The organism is Rhizobium sp. BK456, from assembly GCF_014194045.1.
Lineage (GTDB): Bacteria > Pseudomonadota > Alphaproteobacteria > Rhizobiales > Rhizobiaceae > Rhizobium > Rhizobium redzepovicii.
The window spans coordinates 259,104-274,751 of record NZ_JACIAO010000005.1 but is presented as its reverse complement, the minus strand read 5'-3'; the positions used below and the strand labels follow the sequence as shown (position 1 = coordinate 274,751).

The following is a 15,648-nucleotide window of genomic DNA, read 5'->3' as shown; positions in this document are numbered from 1 at the left end:
CATTTCCGATATCGATTGATCACACGTGCAGCCGCATGATGATATCGCGGCCGTGATTTCCGAAGCCGCGGCCGAAAATATTGACGCCGCCGGTATGGCCGGCATTTTCGGCGATGCCGACGCGCAGCCGGATGGAAGAGTGCTGGCCGAGCGCCAGATCGGCGAGCGTGACATTCGAGGCGGCGACGCCATCGATGAAGGTCCCGCGCGTCGAGATGCGCCACGTCTTCATCATCCCATATTGCGAGCCTTCGAGCTTCCACCAGGCCGGCGTGAAGGCGCCGCGCTTGTCGCCGTAATCGCCTGGAGACGTCCAGGTGCCGATCGCCATGCCGTTGACCCAGAGCGTGATGTCGGAGGGCCAGTCCGCATTGGTGCCGGGCACCTCCGACGACAGCTCCAAAGAGAATTCGATAGCGCGGATATCCTTGTTCAAGACCTTGGCATTGTTTGGGAATTTATACTCGACATAACCCCTTCCGAACCACACGAGCCCGGCCTGCATACGCTGTGGATCAAGGAAATAATCGGGAACGTCGAGAGGGCCGATGACGCTTTCGCTGGAGCAAAGACCGCAGGGCGCATGCACATCGCAGCTGGTGTAGAGCCCCACCGGCATCTCGACTTCGATGATATTGTTGGCCCGTTGCGCCGCACTTTCCTCGAAGCTGATCAGGATTTCGCTATAGACCGCCGAGCAGATCTTCTGGTTCCCCTTGCGCGCCTTGGCCAGCCGGGATTCGACTAGGCCGGCCTCTTCCAAAATCTGAATGCCGGTGGCGACAGTCGATTGCGGCAGGGAAAGCGCCTGCGCGATATCATTGATATTCATCGGCCCTTTAGCGCAGAGCAGCTTGAGCATCTCGACCCGCGCCGGCGCCGAAAGCGCCCGGATTGCCTCAGTATTCTCCCCGGCCGCAATCGTTAAAAACGAACGTTCCATTATATCCCCATCGTTCCCGATGGAATGATGTATATCGAGAATTGTGATACATCAAGTGGGATGCCTGCGCCGACTGTGATAATGTGTGCGATTGGGAATTCTAGGAGGCGGGTAACGGTTTTCCCACGGATTGATGATCTGCAATCGAGCGGCGACCAGCATCTTGCCGATATCGTCTCCCATCTCGAGAAGAGCCCGGGGCGACATGCTCGTCATCGTCACCTATGACGAAAACGGCAGCTTCTGGGATCACGTCGCGCCGCCGAGGCCGATCGTTGGGGCCGGGCAACCGAATTCCGGCCTTCATCATCTCGCCCTTCGCCAAGGACGGCATCGTCGATCACACCCAATAACACGTCATCGATCATCCGCTTCATCACCGCGCATTACGATCTGCCGGTGCTGCCGGACGGCCAGCCGCCGATGGGTGACCTCACGGCCGCGCTCGACCTGACGCATTGACAATTGCGGGCGGCCCCGGCGCTGACCGGGGCCGCCCCTTTTTCCGTGCTTGCCGTTACCGGCGCAGCAGCGGCCGCAACGCGGCCTGGGTTTCCTTCAGCAATGGCAGATAGCGCTCCTTCATCTCCGCCGCCGGGACGAGGGCGGCCGGGGCGCCGATATTGATTGCCGCAACCGTTTCGCCGCGGTCGTTTTCGACGGGCACGGCGATCGAGCAGAGGCCGATCTCCAGCTCCTGGTCGATGATCGCATAACCCTCGGCGCGCACGCGGCGGAATTCGGCGACGAGATCCTCAGGATCGGTTCGAGTCTTCGGCGTATTTTGCTTCAGCTCGCTGCGGGCAAGGACGGCGCGCGCCTCGTTTTCAGTGAGCGCCGCGAGCAGCACGCGGCCCATCGAGGCGCAATAGGCGGGCAGGCGGCTGCCGGGGGTGAGATTGATCGACATGACCCGGCGCTGCGAGGCCCGGGCGATATAGACGATTTCGGTGCCGTCGAGCACCGAGGCCGAGGCGCTCTGGCCGGCGCTTTCCGAGAGATGGTCGAGATGCGGCTGCAACAGTGCCGGCAGCGGCGTCGCGGCGAGATAGGCATGGCCGAGCCGCAGGATCTTCGGCGTCAGGGTGAAGAACTTGCCGTCGTAATCGGCATAGCCGAGCTCGGCCAGCGTCAGCAGCGAGCGGCGCACGGTGGCGCGGTCGAGCTCCGTCAGCTTCGAGGCCTCGGCAATCGACAGCCGCTGCCGCGTTTCCCCGAAAGCTTCGATGACTTTCATGCCGCGGGCAAAGCCGCTGACAAAATCCGTTTCACGCATGTTCGGTCCCCTTATCGATTCACCCAATATGTGCGATATACGAACAAAAGTCAAATAACGCACAAACTTCTTGCCGCGCGTGCCGTCCCGCTTTATGCCTGACACTGGAGGACGGGAGGAACCAGTTCTCGATTAGCCAAGGAGAAATCCCGCATGGACAAGACAGTCGGGAGTACGGCCGAGGCCGTCTCCGAGATCGGCGACGGCGCGATCGTCATGATCGGTGGTTTCGGCGGCTCGGGCGCGCCGATAGAGCTCATTCACGCCTTGATCGACCGCGGGCCGAAGAACCTCACCGTGATCAACAACAATGCCGGCAACGGCCGCATCGGCATCGCGGCGATGATCGATGCCGGCATGGTCAGAAAAATGATCTGCTCGTTCCCGCGTTCGTCGGATCCGCGCGCCTTCACGGACAAATATCTGGCCGGAGAAATCGAGCTTGAGCTGGTGCCGCAGGGAACGCTTGCCGAGCGCATTCGCGCCGGCGGGGCCGGCATTCCGGCTTTCTACACGCCGACGGCCTATGGCACGGAACTCGCCAACGGCAAGGTCATCGCAGAATTCGACGGCCGCCATTACGTGCAGGAACGCTGGTTGAAAGCCGATTTCGCCATCGTCAAAGCCGAGATCGGCGATAACCACGGCAATCTCACCTACAACAAGGCCGGCCGCAACTTCAATCCGCTGATGTGCATGGCCGCGGCAAAGACCATCGCCCAGGTTTCATCCATCGTGCCGGCCGGCGGCATCGATCCCGAGCATGTGGTGACACCCGGCATCTTCGTCGACCGTGTCGTCACCGTCCCCCGCCCGCAGCAGGAAGAAGAGCTCATTCGAGCCGGAGTCGCCTACCTATGACCGTCGATATTAGAGAAGACATCAAGCTCTCCAATGCGCAGATCGCCTGGCGCGCCGCTCAGGATATCGCCGACGGCGCCTATGTGAACCTCGGCATCGGCTTTCCCGAAATGGTCGCCCGCTATCAGCCGCCCGGCCGCGAAGCGATCTTCCACACGGAAAACGGCATCCTCAATTTCGGCGAGCCGCCGCCCGAGGGTGAGGAGGACTGGGACCTGATCAATGCCGGCAAGAAGGCGGTGACGCTGAAACCGGGCGCGGCCTTCTTCCACCATGCCGACAGCTTCGCCATGGTGCGCGGCGGTCATCTCGATGTCGCGATCCTCGGCGCCTATCAGGTCGCCCAGAGCGGCGATCTTGCCAACTGGCGGGTGGGCAGCAAGGGCGTGCCGGCGGTCGGCGGCGCCATGGATCTGGTGCACGGCGCCAAGCAGGTCTGCGTCATCACCGAGCACGTCACCAAGACCGGTGAGCCGAAGCTGGTGGAGAAATGCACCTTCCCGCTGACCGGTGTGGCCTGCATCACCCGCGTCTATACCAGCCATGCCGTCATCGACATCGTCGACGGGCGCTTCGTCCTGCGGGAGAAGCTGGCCGCGATGTCGCAGGAGGAATTGCAGGCGATGACAGGTGCGCTGCTGCACGTCGTAGGGCCGGTTGCCGACCTCGTCGTCCCGAAACTCTAAAGGAAAAGCCATGACCGAAGCCTTTATCTGCGACTATATCAGGACGCCGATCGGCCGCTTCGCCGGCTCGCTCGCCCCGGTGCGCGCCGACGATCTCGGCGCCATTCCGCTGAAGGCGCTGATGCAGCGGAACGGCGGTGTCGACTGGGAAGCCGTCGACGACGTGATCTTCGGCTGCGCCAACCAGGCAGGCGAGGACAACCGCAATGTCGCGCGCATGTCGGCGCTGTTGGCCGGCCTGCCGATTGCCGTTCCGGGCACGACGATCAACCGGCTTTGCGGCTCCGGCATGGATGCGGTGATCACGGCGGCGCGCGCCATTCGCGCAGGCGAGGCCGAATTGATGATCGCGGGCGGCGTCGAAAGCATGTCGCGCGCGCCATTCGTCATGCCGAAGGCCGAGACGGCCTTTTCGCGGGCGGCCGAGATTCACGACACGACGATCGGCTGGCGCTTCGTCAACCCGCTGATGAAGAAGCAGTACGGCGTCGATTCCATGCCGGAGACCGGCGAGAACGTCGCCGAGGACTATAAGGTCAGCCGCGAGGACCAGGATAGCTTTGCGGTGCGTAGCCAGGCGAAGGCCGCCGCCGCCCAGGCGAGTGGACGTCTGGCGAAGGAGATCGTCACCGTCACCATCCCGCAGCGCAAGGGCGAGCCCGTCATTGTCGACAAGGATGAGCATCCGCGCGCGACGACGATCGAGACGCTGGCAAAACTCGCCACACCTTTCAAGAAGGAAGGCGGCACGGTGACGGCCGGCAATGCCTCCGGTGTGAATGACGGGGCGGCGGCGCTGATCGTCGCTTCGGAAGCGGCGGCGCGAAAATACGGCCTGACGCCGATCGCCCGCATCCTCGGCGGCGCCTCCGCCGCCGTTCCGCCACGGGTGATGGGCGTCGGGCCGATCCCGGCCTCGCGCAAGCTGATGGCCCGGCTCGGCATGGCCCAGGAACAGTTCGACGTCATCGAACTCAACGAGGCCTTTGCCAGCCAGGGGCTGGCGGTGCTGCGGGCGCTAGGCATTGCCGATGACGATCAACGGGTCAACCGCAATGGCGGCGCGATCGCGCTCGGCCATCCGCTTGGCATGTCGGGTGCCCGCATCACCGGCACGGCGGCGCTCGAGCTTGTCGAGACCGGCGGAAAATATTCGCTGTCGACCATGTGCATCGGTGTCGGGCAAGGTATTGCGATCGCACTCGAAAGGGTCTGAGAGCGTTGCGCCCGGTGACCGGCTTCTGTAGAAATCGGGCATGCTGATCCGACTCGCAGAAAACGACGATCGAGACGCCATCTGGAGGATCATCGGCCCGACGATCCGCGCCGGTGAGACCTATGCGCTCGATCGCGATCTCTCCGAAGCCGATGCGCTCGCCTACTGGATGGGGCCGGACCGCGAGACCTTCGTCGCCGAAGAGGATGGCGTCATCCTCGGCAGCTATTACATCAAGGCCAACCAGGCCGGCGGCGGCCGGCATGTCTGCAATTGCGGTTACATGACCGATCCTGCCGCGGCCGGCCGCGGCGTTGCCCGCCGCATGCATGACCATTCCCTGCAGCACGCTCGCGCCCGCGGCTTTCGCGCCATGCAGTTCAATTTCGTCGTCAGCAGCAACCGCCGCGCCGTTGAGCTCTGGCAATCCCTCGGCTTCGAAATCGTCGGCCGCCTTCCCGGCGTTTTCCTTCATCCGAGTGAGGGTTATGTCGACGCACTGGTGATGTTTCGTACCCTATAGGACTGCACGGGAAAAAAGATGTGAGCGCGCTGTCGAAATCGCAGCAGTCCGAACGTCTTTAGATCGCGAGGAGTGCGGCGGAAGAGCCGTGTGTCGCAATCACTCTGTCGGCATGGAGGTTTGAAGCCATGGGTGTTTCCTATCGTTGGGTCATCGTTGCCGTCGGCGCGTTGATGTCGTGCGTGGCCATCGGCGCGATGTTCTCGCTGGCGATTTTCCAGGAACCGATCGCCACCGCCACCGGCTGGTCGCATGTCGGTATTGCCAGTGCGATGACGCTGAATTTCATCGTCATGGGCGTCGGCGGCTTCCTCTGGGGGGCGGCCAGCGACCGCTTCGGCCCGCGCATCGTCGTGATGATCGGCTCGGTGCTGCTCGGTCTGGCGCTGGTTCTGGCGAGCCGGGCCGAAACGCTGCTGCAGTTCCAGCTGACTTACGGCATCCTCGTTGGCCTCGCCGCCAGCGCTTTCTTCGCGCCGATGATCGCGGCAACAACCGCCTGGTTCGACGAAAACCGCGGCCTTGCCGTATCGCTCGTCTCCGCCGGCATGGGCGTTGCGCCGATGACCATCTCGCCTTTCGCACGCTGGCTGATCTCGGCCTATGAATGGCGCCCCGCCATGCTGATCATCGGCATTGCAACCTGGGTGCTGCTTGTGCCGGTGGCCCTCTTGGTTCGGCGCCCGCCGGCCGAAACCGCCGATGCCGGCACCGAGTTTGCCGCGGAGGCCGCCCGGCCACAGCTGTCGAAAGTCTTCCGGTCGCCGCAATTCATCGTACTCGGCCTGACTTTCTTTGCCTGCTGTGCGGCCCATTCCGGCCCGATCTTCCATATGGTCAACTATGCGACCATCTGCGGCGTCGCCCCGATGGCGGCTGTAAGCATCTACAGCGTCGAAGGCTTGGCGGGCCTCGGTGGCCGGCTGCTCTATGGCACCCTTGCCGACAGGATCGGCGTGAAGCCGGTGCTGGTCGCCGGACTGCTGGTGCAGGCGGGCGCTCTTGCGACCTATCTCCTCGTCAGCGAGCTGACCCAATTTTATGCGCTCGCCATCGTCTTCGGCAGCGCCTATGGCGGCGTAATGCCGCTTTATGCGGTACTGGCGCGGGAGTATTTCGGCCAGCGCATCATTGGCACCGTCCTCGGCGCGGCGACGATGCTCTCCAGCCTCGGCATGGCCTTCGGCCCTCTTATCGGCGGCTGGATCTTCGACACCTTCGCCAATTATTCCTGGCTGTTCATCGGCTCGGCGATGGTCGGCCTCGGGGCTGCGGCGATCGCTCTGGCATTCCCGCCACTCGTGCGCCAGAAGCCGCAGCCGGCCGTCGGGGTCACGTCGTGATGAAGGTTGCATTCCGCGCCGTATATTTGGAGTGAGAAGCCGGCCTTGGTCCGAACAGGGCATTGCGCAACGATGTTAATCTCCCGCTTTCGTCCATTGCCCTTCGCCGATATCGGCTGATAGACTTCCCCAATCTGTTTCATCACCTATGTCCTTGGTTTTTCGGGAGGCTGTCTTAGCCATGGTAGAACTTGCCCAATCGCTCGCATCGATCAAACTCCCGGATCTCGCCGGCAAGGCCGTGCTGATCACCGGCGCCTCGACCGGCATCGGGGCGGCGCTTGCTCGCGCTTTTGCGGCGCAGAGCGCCAAGGTCGGCGTGCATTACAATGCCAGCCGCGAGCCGGCGGAGGCACTTGCCGAGGAGATCAGGGCTGCCGGCGGTATCGTGCATCTAATCCAGGGCGACGTATCGCGGGAAGGCGAAACCGAGCGCGTCGTCGAGGAGACGGCGAAGACCTTCGGCCACCTCGACGGACTCATCAACAATGCCGGAGGCATGCTGGGGCGCAAGCCGACGTCGGAATATACCGATGCGCATTATGCCGCGGTCATGGATCTCAACGCCCGCTCGGTGCTGGCGGCAACGCGCGCGGCCCATCCCTGGCTGAAGAAGCAGGGCGGCTTCATCATCAACACCACTTCGATTGCCGCCCGCAATGGCGGCGGCAACGGGGCGATCCTTTATGCGGCATCGAAGGGCTTCGTCTCGACGATCACCCGCGGCCATGCCAAGGAATTTGTCGCCGACAGGATCCGGGTCAACGCGGTGGCGCCCGGTGTCATCGCCACGCCCTTCCACGAGCGTTATACCAATGACGAGCAGATGGAGCTGCAGCGCAAATCGATCCCGATGGGTTTCGTCGGCACATCGGAGGATTGCGTCGGCGCCTATCTCTTCCTCGCTTCGCCGACGTTGTCCGGCTACATCACCGGCCAGATCATCGAGGTCAACGGCGGCCAGCTGATGCCGTAGGACCTTCTTCCGGCGCGCGGCATCTGCCCTTTTCCCTTGGACGAGGGAACTTTCGAACCACCGTGACGTTTCCCGCTTGGTCTTTTCATTGAGCGGGGCATCATGAGCTTTTCATTTTCGGAACTCGACTTCCTCAAGCCGGAACTCGGCGCGGAGTATACGGGTTCCGGCACTCACTTCGCCATCTTCTCGGCGCATGCCGAACAGATAGAGCTCTGCCTCTTTTCACCCGACGGAAAAAACGAGATCGCGCGGATGCCGCTGCCGAAACGCGAGGGCGACATCTGGTCGGGCTATATCGCCGGAGTCGGGCCGGGCACCGTTTATGGTTATCGCGCCCATGGTCCTTACGACCCGGGCGCCGGCCACCGTTTCAATGCGAACAAGCTTCTGCTCGATCCCTATGCAAAACAGGTGACGGGCGACCTGAAATGGGACGACGCCCTGTTCGGCTATCAGATCGGCGAAGACGACCTGTCCTTCGACGAGCGCGACAGCGCGCCCTTCATGGTCAAGGGCGTGGTGCAGGATCCGGATTTCGACTGGGCGGGTGAAGAGGCGATCCGCCGCCCCTGGCCCGACACCATCATCTACGAGGCGCATGTGCGCGGCCTGACGATGACCCATCCGAAGGTGCCGGACCGGTTGCGCGGCACCTTTCTCGGCATGTGCAGCGATCCGATCATCGATCACCTCGTCAAGCTCGGCATCTCGGCGATCGAGCTTTTGCCGATCCAGTATTTCCTCGACGATCGTTATCTCCTGGAACAGAACCTCAGCAATTATTGGGGCTACCAGACGCTCGGCTTCTTCGCGCCGCAATCGCGCTACATGTCCGGCGACAAGATCACCGAGATCAAGACCATGGTGCGGAAGTTCCATGCCGCCGGCATCGAGGTGATCATGGATGTGGTCTACAACCACACTGCCGAGGGCAGCGAGAAAGGGCCGACGCTCTCCTTCCGCGGCCTCGACAATGCCAGCTATTACATCCTCTCGCCCGACGATCCCCGCCACACCTTCGATACAACGGGCACCGGCAATACGCTGAATGTCGCCCATCCGATGGTGATGCGCATGGTGCTCGACAGCCTGCGCTACTGGGTTGGAGTCATGCATATCGACGGCTTCCGCTTCGATCTCGCCAGCACGCTCGGACGACAGGATCTGGAATTCGACCGCCAGGGCGGCTTCTTCGGCGCCATTCGGCAGGATCCGATCCTCTCCGGCGTCAAGCTGATCGCCGAACCCTGGGATATCGGCGAGGGCGGTTATCAGGTCGGCGGTTTCCCGCATCCCTTCCGCGAGTGGAACGACAAGTTCCGCGACGATGTGCGCCGTTTCTGGAAGGGCGATGGCGGCATGGTGTCGGAGGTGGCGGCCCGCGTCACCGGCTCGGCGCCGCAATTCAACCATTCGGACCGGGGCGCCACCTCCTCGGTCAACCTTCTGTCGGCCCATGACGGTTTTACCCTGATGGATACAGTTTCCTTCGACTGCAAGCACAATGAGGCGAATGGCGAGGATAACCGCGACGGCCATTCCGACAATCACTCCGACAATATGGGCGCCGAGGGCGCGACCGATAATGCCGACATCAATGCCGCCCGGGCGCGGCGCCGGCGCAACATGATTGCGACCCTGATGCTTTCTCAAGGCGTGCCGATGATCCTGGCCGGCGACGAACTCGGCAACAGCCAGGGCGGTAACAACAACGCCTATTGCCAGGACAATGAAATCGGCTGGACGGGCTGGGATGGGCTCGACGATCCCTTCCTCGATTTCTGCCGCCAGGCTGTCGCCTTCCGGAAGGCGCATCCGGTGCTGCGCCAGGAGCGGTTCCTGACCGGGGAGACAAGTGAGGACGGCCGTATCGAGATCGCCTGGTACAAGCCGGACGGCAGCTTCATGGATGACGGGGCCTGGAACGACGATGGATTGCAGGTGCTCGGCGTCTATCTCTCAAGAAGCGTGCATGCTCCCGATACCGAGACGATGGACGACCTTTTCCTCGTCTTCAACGCCGGTGGCGACTGTCAGATCCACCTGCCCGAGGTGAACGGGCTGCAGCATTGGTCGCGGATTCTCGATACGGGGGCGGAGACCGATGCCTTTGCGGTGCATGAGCAGGATAACCCGGTCATCGTCTATGCCCAGAGCGTCGCGGTCTTTGCGCCGACAGGCCAGACCCAGCCGCCGGAGGGGGCGACCAAGGCCCAGCGCCGCCGATGGTTCCAGTTCGGGCGCAGGAGCAAGTAGCGGGTCGCTGAAAAGATGAATGCCGAAGCCATCACCGAACTTGGTCTCGTTTATGTCAGCGACGTCGAACCAGGCATCCGCAGGCGAAGGAAGGGCAAGGGCTTCAGCTATGTCATGCCCGACGGCACGACGCTTGCAGATGAATTGCAGCGGGCGCGCATCGGCGCGCTCGGATTGCCGCCGGCCTACGAGAATGTCTGGATCTGCCTCTACGACAACGGCCATCTGCAGGCGACCGGCATCGATGCGCGCGGGCGCAAGCAATACCGTTATCACAAGGACTGGCAGTCCTTTCGAAGCGCGGGAAAATTCCATCAGCTGATCGAGTTCGGCCGGGCGCTGCCGAGGATGCGCCGCACCGTGCTGCGCCATCTCGACACCGGGGCGGAGGATATCGACGGCGTGCTTGCGGCGCTGACGACGCTGCTCGACGAGGCGCATCTGCGCGTCGGCAACCAGGCCTATGTCCGGGAGAACGGCACCTATGGTGCAACGACGCTGCTGAAGCGCCATCTGAAGATCGTCGATGGGCAGATCGAGCTGAAATTCCGCGCCAAGGGCGGCAAGCGGGTCCAGCGCAGCCTCAAACATCCCAGGCTGCAGAAAATCCTGGAGGAGATCGCCGACCTGCCCGGCCGCCAACTTTTCGTCTGGAAGGATGAAAGCGGCGCGCTGAAGCCGATCGATTCCGGCCGGTTGAACGCCTATCTGGCCGAGATATCGGGTATTCCCATCTCGGCGAAGACCTTCCGCACCTGGGCCGGGTCGCTGGCCGCCTTCGGCGCGGCGCGCGAGACGATTGTCGGCGGCGGCCGGCCGACGGTGAAGCAGATGTCTGAGGCTGCTGCCGAGGCGCTGCACAACACACCCGCAATTTCGCGCTCAAGCTATATCCATCCGGCAATCGTTGCGCTTGCCGGCAACGATCATCCGCTGATCGAGAGCGCCGAACCACTGCGGGGCTTGCGGGCCGAGGAAAACAGGCTACTTGATTTCCTCACACGCGAGACCGAGGAATGAGCCTGAAAAATCCGCCCGCATCGGAGGTCGTCCTGACCCATCCCGACCGGCTCTACTGGCCGGACGAGGGCGTGAGCAAGCAGGCGCTCGCGGATTACTACGCGGCGGTTTGGCCGTTCATGGCGCCTTATCTCGTCAATCGGCCTCTGGCGCTGCTGCGGTTGCCGGATGGGATCAAGGGTCACCAGCGGTTTTTCCAGAAACATGCGTGGAAGGGCATGAATCCTCATATCGAGGAGGTCGCCGATCCTGAGGAAATAGACGGCGAAAAGCTGCTGCGGATTGTCGATTTCGACGGTCTGACAGCGCTGGTGCAATCGGCTGTGCTCGAAATTCATCCCTGGGGCACGACGACCGAAAATTGGGAAAGACCGGATATGATCACCATGGACCTCGATCCCGGCGAGGACGTGGCCTGGAGCGCGGTGATTTCGGCCGCGCTTGACGTCAAGGCGCGCCTGGAAGCCCGCGACCTTGCCGCTTTCGTCAAGACCTCGGGCGGCAAGGGGCTGCATGTGGTGGCGCCGCTTGCGCGGAAGGCCGGCTGGGCCGCGGTGAAGGATTTCGCCCATTCTCTTGCCGAAAGCATGTCGGCCGACGCCCCGGAAAAATACCTCTCAACCGCGACGAAGGCCAAACGCGGCGGCCATATCTATATCGATTATCTCCGCAACGGCCGCGGCAATACGGCAGTCGCCGCCTATTCGACACGGGCGCGGCCGGGGGCTCCGGTTTCGATGCCGATCGATTGGACCGAATTGAACAAGGTCAGCGGCCCGGCCGCCTTTACCCTCGCCAATGTACCGCAGCGGTTGGCGACCCGTCCGAGCGACCCGTGGCGCGATTTCTTCGATGCGGCCGCACCGCTCGAATGAATGTCTCTCCGCTCATCCGGCGCTGTCGAGTTCGGGATAATGCCGGAAAATCCCGTCCTCGTTGAAGGCGAGGCGGCGTGGAGAAGCAAGATACCGGGCAATGTTCGAGCGCTTCGCCACCCGATCATGCAGCGCAAGCAGCGCCGGATATTCCGCCTTGCGCTTCGCCATGGCTTTCGGAAAAGCGTAGGTGAGGCCTTCGATCACCTGAAAAAGCGATAGATCGACATAGGTTAGCGCATTTCCGACGATATGATCGGGACCTGCAGGATTCTGCCGCAGCACACGCTCGAAATAACCAAGGAATTTCGGAATGCGATCACGGATGAAGGCGGCGGAGCGGGCTTTCGCTTCCGGCTTCTGGTCCTCGTAATAAAGCGATGTGTCGATCGGGTGATGCGTATCATGCACTTCGGCGACGAAATCGGTGACGGTCAGCTGCAGGCCGTTGGCGACATGGCGAAGGCCTTCATCTTCAGGCGCAAGGCCGAGCTTCGGGCCGAGATAAAACAGGATGTTGGCGACATGCGGGATAATGAGGTCGCCGTCCTTCAGGAAAGGCGGGGCGAAGGGAATATGCGGTTCGCTGTCGCTCTTCATGAGGGCGAACATGGCATCCGTACCGCGACCGGGCTCGCGAGTGATATCGACATAATCGGCGCCGGCCTCTTCAAGCGCCAACCGCACGAATTCGCCGCGGCCTTGAAGGCCGTCCCAATAATAAAGCTCGTATGCCATGGCTGATCATCCCTTCGGTTGACGACCGAAGTCTTTTCGCAATTCGTCCTTGGCCTTTTCAAGAGTGCCGCGCCGCTTTTTCGTCAGCTGGTCGCCGGCGCGGTTGATGTAGAAGGTCAGCATGGACATGGCGGTGCGGAACGGACTCGACTTGCGGCGATGGCTCTCCTCGGCCGAGTGCTTGACCGAGCGGGCGATCTTTTTTGGATCGTCCGATTTGAACACGCCTTCCTTCAGGTCCATCGCGTCGCTGTGTTCGGTGACATCCTGCGACCATTTCTTCTTCGATTTGGCCATCTCTGAAATCCTTTGCCGGATGCGGCCGCCGGCAGATCGCCGCCGTCGCATATTTTTAGTGGTGGCTGTGGTGCTCATGGCGCTTGCGCGTCGCGGCCGCCTTCTTCGCCGAAGCGGACCGTTCCTCCTTCGAGCGTGCGGCGGATGCAGCGCCGCCTATGCGGCCGCCCTTTTCAGAGGAGACATGCGTATCCTTCTTGCCGCGGCCGGAACCTGACTTATTGCCGCCGCCGCTTTCCTTGTTGACCGTCGCCCAGGCACGCCGTTCCGCCTCCTTCTCGGAGACGCCGCGATCCTCGTAGCCCTCCTCGATATGCTCGGCCTTGCGCTTCTGCTTGTCGGTATAGTCGGATTTGTCACCTTTCGGCATCGTCGCCTCCTTTGATGTGCAACGGGGTCAAACTGGTGCCGAGGCCGAAAGTTCCGGCCTTGGGATCACCGACCCGGATTTCGGAACAAAAAGCGCTTCCGCCCGGTTTTCGATCAGACAGTCTTGCATCAGCCCCGTCGGAAGGAGCCGAGAGCAATGGAAAACTACAGCGTCAAAGCTGATGGAAACGGCGCGATCGACGTCAATGGCCAAGTGTCGCCGGTGACCTATACGGTGAGCCTCAGGCAAGGGAAAGGGCAGTCCTACGAAGTCGATATCCGCCTGATGGCGCCGCGGGACTGGCTGCTGCAAAGAGGTTTCGAACGAGATGCCGTGCTGGTCAGCCAGGGCGGCGCGCGCATCCCCGTCTATCACGATGGTGTCAACCATCACGATGGTGTCAACCATCACGACAAAGGTCGCCTCGATCCCGTCGCCGCAATTTCGATCGAACTGACGGCGCGTGACGATAGCTGCATCAGCGAAGACGATCTGATGCGCAAATTTCCCGAATTGGACGGCGCCGGTATTGGTTAAGGTTAGGCGACAGGCGGCGCTCGAGGGTGCAGCGCTGCTATTTCCGATGGAGCTTTTGTGATGCGGCGAAGGCGCGGCCGATATTGAAGAAGGGCGGCTGCACCGACGCGCGCGGATCGCGGAAAACCAGCCCGACGAGATTATCGACGACAAGGATGAAACCCAGCGCGAGCCCGAGATAGAGTAGTGCGGCGATGACGAGGAGCGACATTTCCATCACCCCTAGACGATCGCGATCGAAGCGCGGCTGCCGGCTGCGACAAGCGGGACGGAAAGGATAGTGGAACGGCCGTCGTTCATGGCAACTTCCCCGGTTTTGCCATAAACACCCAGCGTATATTCTTGTTCCCGGTTGTCGCGCGAGGGCTCAACTTTTTCAGGAAGGCTCAAAGCTTGCAGCGTCATCCGGCCTCTGTTCACCCCCGCATGGAAGCCCGTCCTCCGGAAATCGATAACGCACAACTAATTCAAGCTTATGACAAACAGCATCAAAGGGCGCCGCGACGACGCCCTTTTTTAATTCGGTTGCTCGGTATTTCGGTAATCAGAGCGCCGTCTTGCGGCTCGCCGTCCGTTTCGGCGCCGGTGTGACGACGCCGTTCGTCTTGCTGCCGGCGACGCTGCGCTTCGCCTTGGGCTTGACTTCCTTACCGTCGGAAGAGGCAGCGGAGCCCTCGAGCGCTTCGCGCTCGTGCCGTGCCTGTTCCCAATGGATGGATTCTCGCCCTGTCGGATAGCCCTCTTCTTCCCAGAGAGCGTATGCACGTTTTTTGATCCACTCGTCCCGAGTTTCTGCCATCGCTGATCTCCAGTCACATGATGCCGTCGTTCGAACGCGATACTGCCTGGATGGTTCCAGAGGAGGGGACCTCTTTCAAGAGAAATCGTGCTGCAACCGCAAATATTTCGCATTGCAGCATATCAGGGTTGAGAATCGGCATTCATCGGAGCCGAAACTCGGCCGCCTTGTGCAGATCTGATACGAAATCCAGGCGCAGCCGCTGCTGCTCCACCTCGTCGCGGATGCGCAGGAGATAAGAGGGGTGGATGGTGACGAGGACAGGCGGATGGTTTGCCGGCTGCAGGATATGACCGCGCTCCGGCGTCAGCTTCGCCTTTGGTCCGAGCAGCGCATAAAGCGCGCTTGCGCCGAGGGTGACGACGAGTTTCGGCTTGAGGATGTCGATCTCGGCGCCGAGCCACCAGGCGCAACGCTTGATCTCGCCGGCATTGGGTTTGGCGTGCAGCCGCCGTTTGCCCCGTTGCGTGAACTTGAAGTGCTTGACGGCATTGGTGACATAACAGCGCCGTCGGTCGAGGCCGGCCTCCTCAAGGCAGCGATCGAGCAACCGGCCGGCGGGACCGACAAACGGCCGGCCGGCCACATCCTCCTGATCGCCCGGCTGTTCGCCGACAAGGACAATCTCGGCTTTTCCGGGCCCTTCGCCGAAGACGATCTGCGTGGCATTCCTATAGAGATCACAGCGGCTGCAGCCTTCGGCCTGATGCCGCAGTTCGGCGATGCTTTCCGCCTCCGCGACGTCGAGCGCCAGGGCCGGCCCGACGTTTGCAACGATGTCCATGATGCGATCCTCATCTCTGCGGATCAATCGTCGGGCGCCGGGATTGTTCCCGCGGCGAAACGGGTGGCGAGCCGGCAAAATGATCACGGCGAGAAATTTCGCGTCATGGGAGAGAGCAGGCGCGATTGAACGCTGCCGTTTCGCG

At 62.1% G+C, this 15,648-nt stretch carries 19 protein-coding genes and 1 pseudogene; 11 read left to right on the top strand and 9 right to left on the bottom strand.

Translation table 11 applies throughout. From position 1 onward, the window contains the following. Positions 1–19: 19 nt before the first annotated feature. A complete protein-coding gene (locus FHX03_RS16735) occupies positions 20–943 on the bottom strand; it encodes an ArsR/SmtB family transcription factor (protein ID WP_097625507.1) in 924 nt (307 codons plus the stop codon). Positions 944–1,087: 144 nt separating this feature from the next. Between FHX03_RS16735 and FHX03_RS16730 the strand changes: the two are divergent. Further along, positions 1,088–1,405 (top strand): annotated as a pseudogene (locus FHX03_RS16730) (alkaline phosphatase family protein); the annotation flags it as partial. Positions 1,406–1,460: 55 nt separating this feature from the next. Here FHX03_RS16730 and FHX03_RS16725 read toward each other — a convergent pair. Next, positions 1,461–2,219: an IclR family transcriptional regulator gene (locus FHX03_RS16725; protein ID WP_183854628.1), complete on the bottom strand. Its 759-nt coding sequence runs from the start codon at positions 2,217–2,219 to the stop codon at positions 1,461–1,463. A gap of 153 nt (positions 2,220–2,372) precedes the next feature. On the opposite strand from FHX03_RS16725, the gene FHX03_RS16720 reads away from it, so the two are divergent. The 9 genes from FHX03_RS16720 to ligD all read left to right on the top strand — a co-directional run bounded on the left by FHX03_RS16720 (position 2,373) and on the right by ligD (position 11,978). Further along, positions 2,373–3,080, top strand: coding sequence for a 3-oxoacid CoA-transferase subunit A (locus FHX03_RS16720; protein ID WP_183854626.1), 708 nt, complete (start codon positions 2,373–2,375; stop codon positions 3,078–3,080). Beyond that, positions 3,077–3,766, top strand: coding sequence for a CoA transferase subunit B (locus tag FHX03_RS16715; RefSeq protein ID WP_183777962.1), 690 nt, complete (start codon positions 3,077–3,079; stop codon positions 3,764–3,766). Before FHX03_RS16720 ends, FHX03_RS16715 begins: the two co-directional genes overlap by 4 nt. Before the next feature lie 10 nt (positions 3,767–3,776). Then, positions 3,777–4,982, top strand: coding sequence for a 3-oxoadipyl-CoA thiolase (gene pcaF / locus FHX03_RS16710; RefSeq protein WP_183777964.1), 1,206 nt, complete (start codon positions 3,777–3,779; stop codon positions 4,980–4,982). Between the two features lie 40 nt (positions 4,983–5,022). Beyond that, a complete protein-coding gene (locus tag FHX03_RS16705) occupies positions 5,023–5,505 on the top strand; it encodes a GNAT family N-acetyltransferase (protein WP_183777966.1) in 483 nt (160 codons plus the stop codon). Positions 5,506–5,633: 128 nt separating this feature from the next. Beyond that, positions 5,634–6,848 (top strand): MFS transporter, encoded by a 1,215-nt coding sequence (locus FHX03_RS16700; RefSeq protein WP_183777968.1) that lies wholly within the window; start codon positions 5,634–5,636, stop codon positions 6,846–6,848. Between the two features lie 181 nt (positions 6,849–7,029). After that, positions 7,030–7,824 carry an SDR family NAD(P)-dependent oxidoreductase gene (locus tag FHX03_RS16695; RefSeq protein WP_183777972.1) on the top strand — a complete coding sequence of 265 codons (795 nt, stop codon included), beginning with the start codon at positions 7,030–7,032 and terminating at the stop codon, positions 7,822–7,824. Between the two features lie 102 nt (positions 7,825–7,926). Beyond that, positions 7,927–10,083: a glycogen debranching protein GlgX gene (glgX, locus tag FHX03_RS16690; RefSeq protein ID WP_183854624.1), complete on the top strand. Its 2,157-nt coding sequence runs from the start codon at positions 7,927–7,929 to the stop codon at positions 10,081–10,083. A gap of 15 nt (positions 10,084–10,098) precedes the next feature. Continuing rightward, a complete protein-coding gene (locus FHX03_RS16685) occupies positions 10,099–11,103 on the top strand; it encodes a DNA topoisomerase IB (RefSeq protein WP_183854622.1) in 1,005 nt (334 codons plus the stop codon). Next, entirely contained in the window at positions 11,100–11,978 is an 879-nt protein-coding gene (gene ligD, locus FHX03_RS16680; protein WP_183854620.1) for a non-homologous end-joining DNA ligase, read from the top strand. The genes FHX03_RS16685 and ligD overlap by 4 nt, the downstream gene beginning before the upstream one ends. Before the next feature lie 12 nt (positions 11,979–11,990). Here the strand turns inward: ligD and FHX03_RS16675 are convergent, their stop codons facing one another. Genes FHX03_RS16675 through FHX03_RS16665 form a run of 3 tightly spaced genes read right to left on the bottom strand, consistent with a single transcriptional unit; the run spans position 11,991 to position 13,383 of the window. Beyond that, positions 11,991–12,716: a glutathione S-transferase gene (locus FHX03_RS16675; protein ID WP_183777976.1), complete on the bottom strand. Its 726-nt coding sequence runs from the start codon at positions 12,714–12,716 to the stop codon at positions 11,991–11,993. Positions 12,717–12,722: 6 nt separating this feature from the next. Further along, positions 12,723–13,013, bottom strand: a complete 291-nt coding sequence (locus tag FHX03_RS16670; RefSeq protein WP_097625495.1) for a DUF3175 domain-containing protein — start codon at positions 13,011–13,013, stop codon at positions 12,723–12,725. A 55-nt stretch (positions 13,014–13,068) separates the two neighbouring features. Further along, positions 13,069–13,383 carry a plasmid stabilization protein gene (locus FHX03_RS16665; RefSeq protein WP_131711522.1) on the bottom strand — a complete coding sequence of 105 codons (315 nt, stop codon included), beginning with the start codon at positions 13,381–13,383 and terminating at the stop codon, positions 13,069–13,071. A 156-nt stretch (positions 13,384–13,539) separates the two neighbouring features. Between FHX03_RS16665 and FHX03_RS16660 the strand changes: the two genes are divergently transcribed. Further along, the gene (locus FHX03_RS16660) at positions 13,540–13,920 is read left to right on the top strand and encodes a hypothetical protein (RefSeq protein WP_183777978.1); all 381 of its coding nucleotides are present in this window, start codon (positions 13,540–13,542) and stop codon (positions 13,918–13,920) included. Between the two features lie 37 nt (positions 13,921–13,957). Here the strand turns inward: FHX03_RS16660 and FHX03_RS16655 are convergent, their stop codons facing one another. The 4 genes from FHX03_RS16655 to FHX03_RS16640 all read right to left on the bottom strand — a co-directional run bounded on the left by FHX03_RS16655 (position 13,958) and on the right by FHX03_RS16640 (position 15,503). Continuing rightward, positions 13,958–14,131: a hypothetical protein gene (locus FHX03_RS16655; protein WP_165503953.1), complete on the bottom strand. Its 174-nt coding sequence runs from the start codon at positions 14,129–14,131 to the stop codon at positions 13,958–13,960. 11 nt (positions 14,132–14,142) lie between these two features. Next, positions 14,143–14,325, bottom strand: coding sequence for a hypothetical protein (locus FHX03_RS16650; RefSeq protein WP_183777980.1), 183 nt, complete (start codon positions 14,323–14,325; stop codon positions 14,143–14,145). 139 nt (positions 14,326–14,464) lie between these two features. After that, on the bottom strand, positions 14,465–14,719 hold the full coding sequence (locus FHX03_RS16645; RefSeq protein WP_003574663.1) for a DUF2934 domain-containing protein: 255 nt from the start codon (positions 14,717–14,719) through the stop codon (positions 14,465–14,467). Between the two features lie 142 nt (positions 14,720–14,861). Beyond that, positions 14,862–15,503, bottom strand: coding sequence for a UdgX family uracil-DNA binding protein (locus tag FHX03_RS16640; RefSeq protein ID WP_246699260.1), 642 nt, complete (start codon positions 15,501–15,503; stop codon positions 14,862–14,864). Positions 15,504–15,648 lie beyond the last annotated feature (145 nt).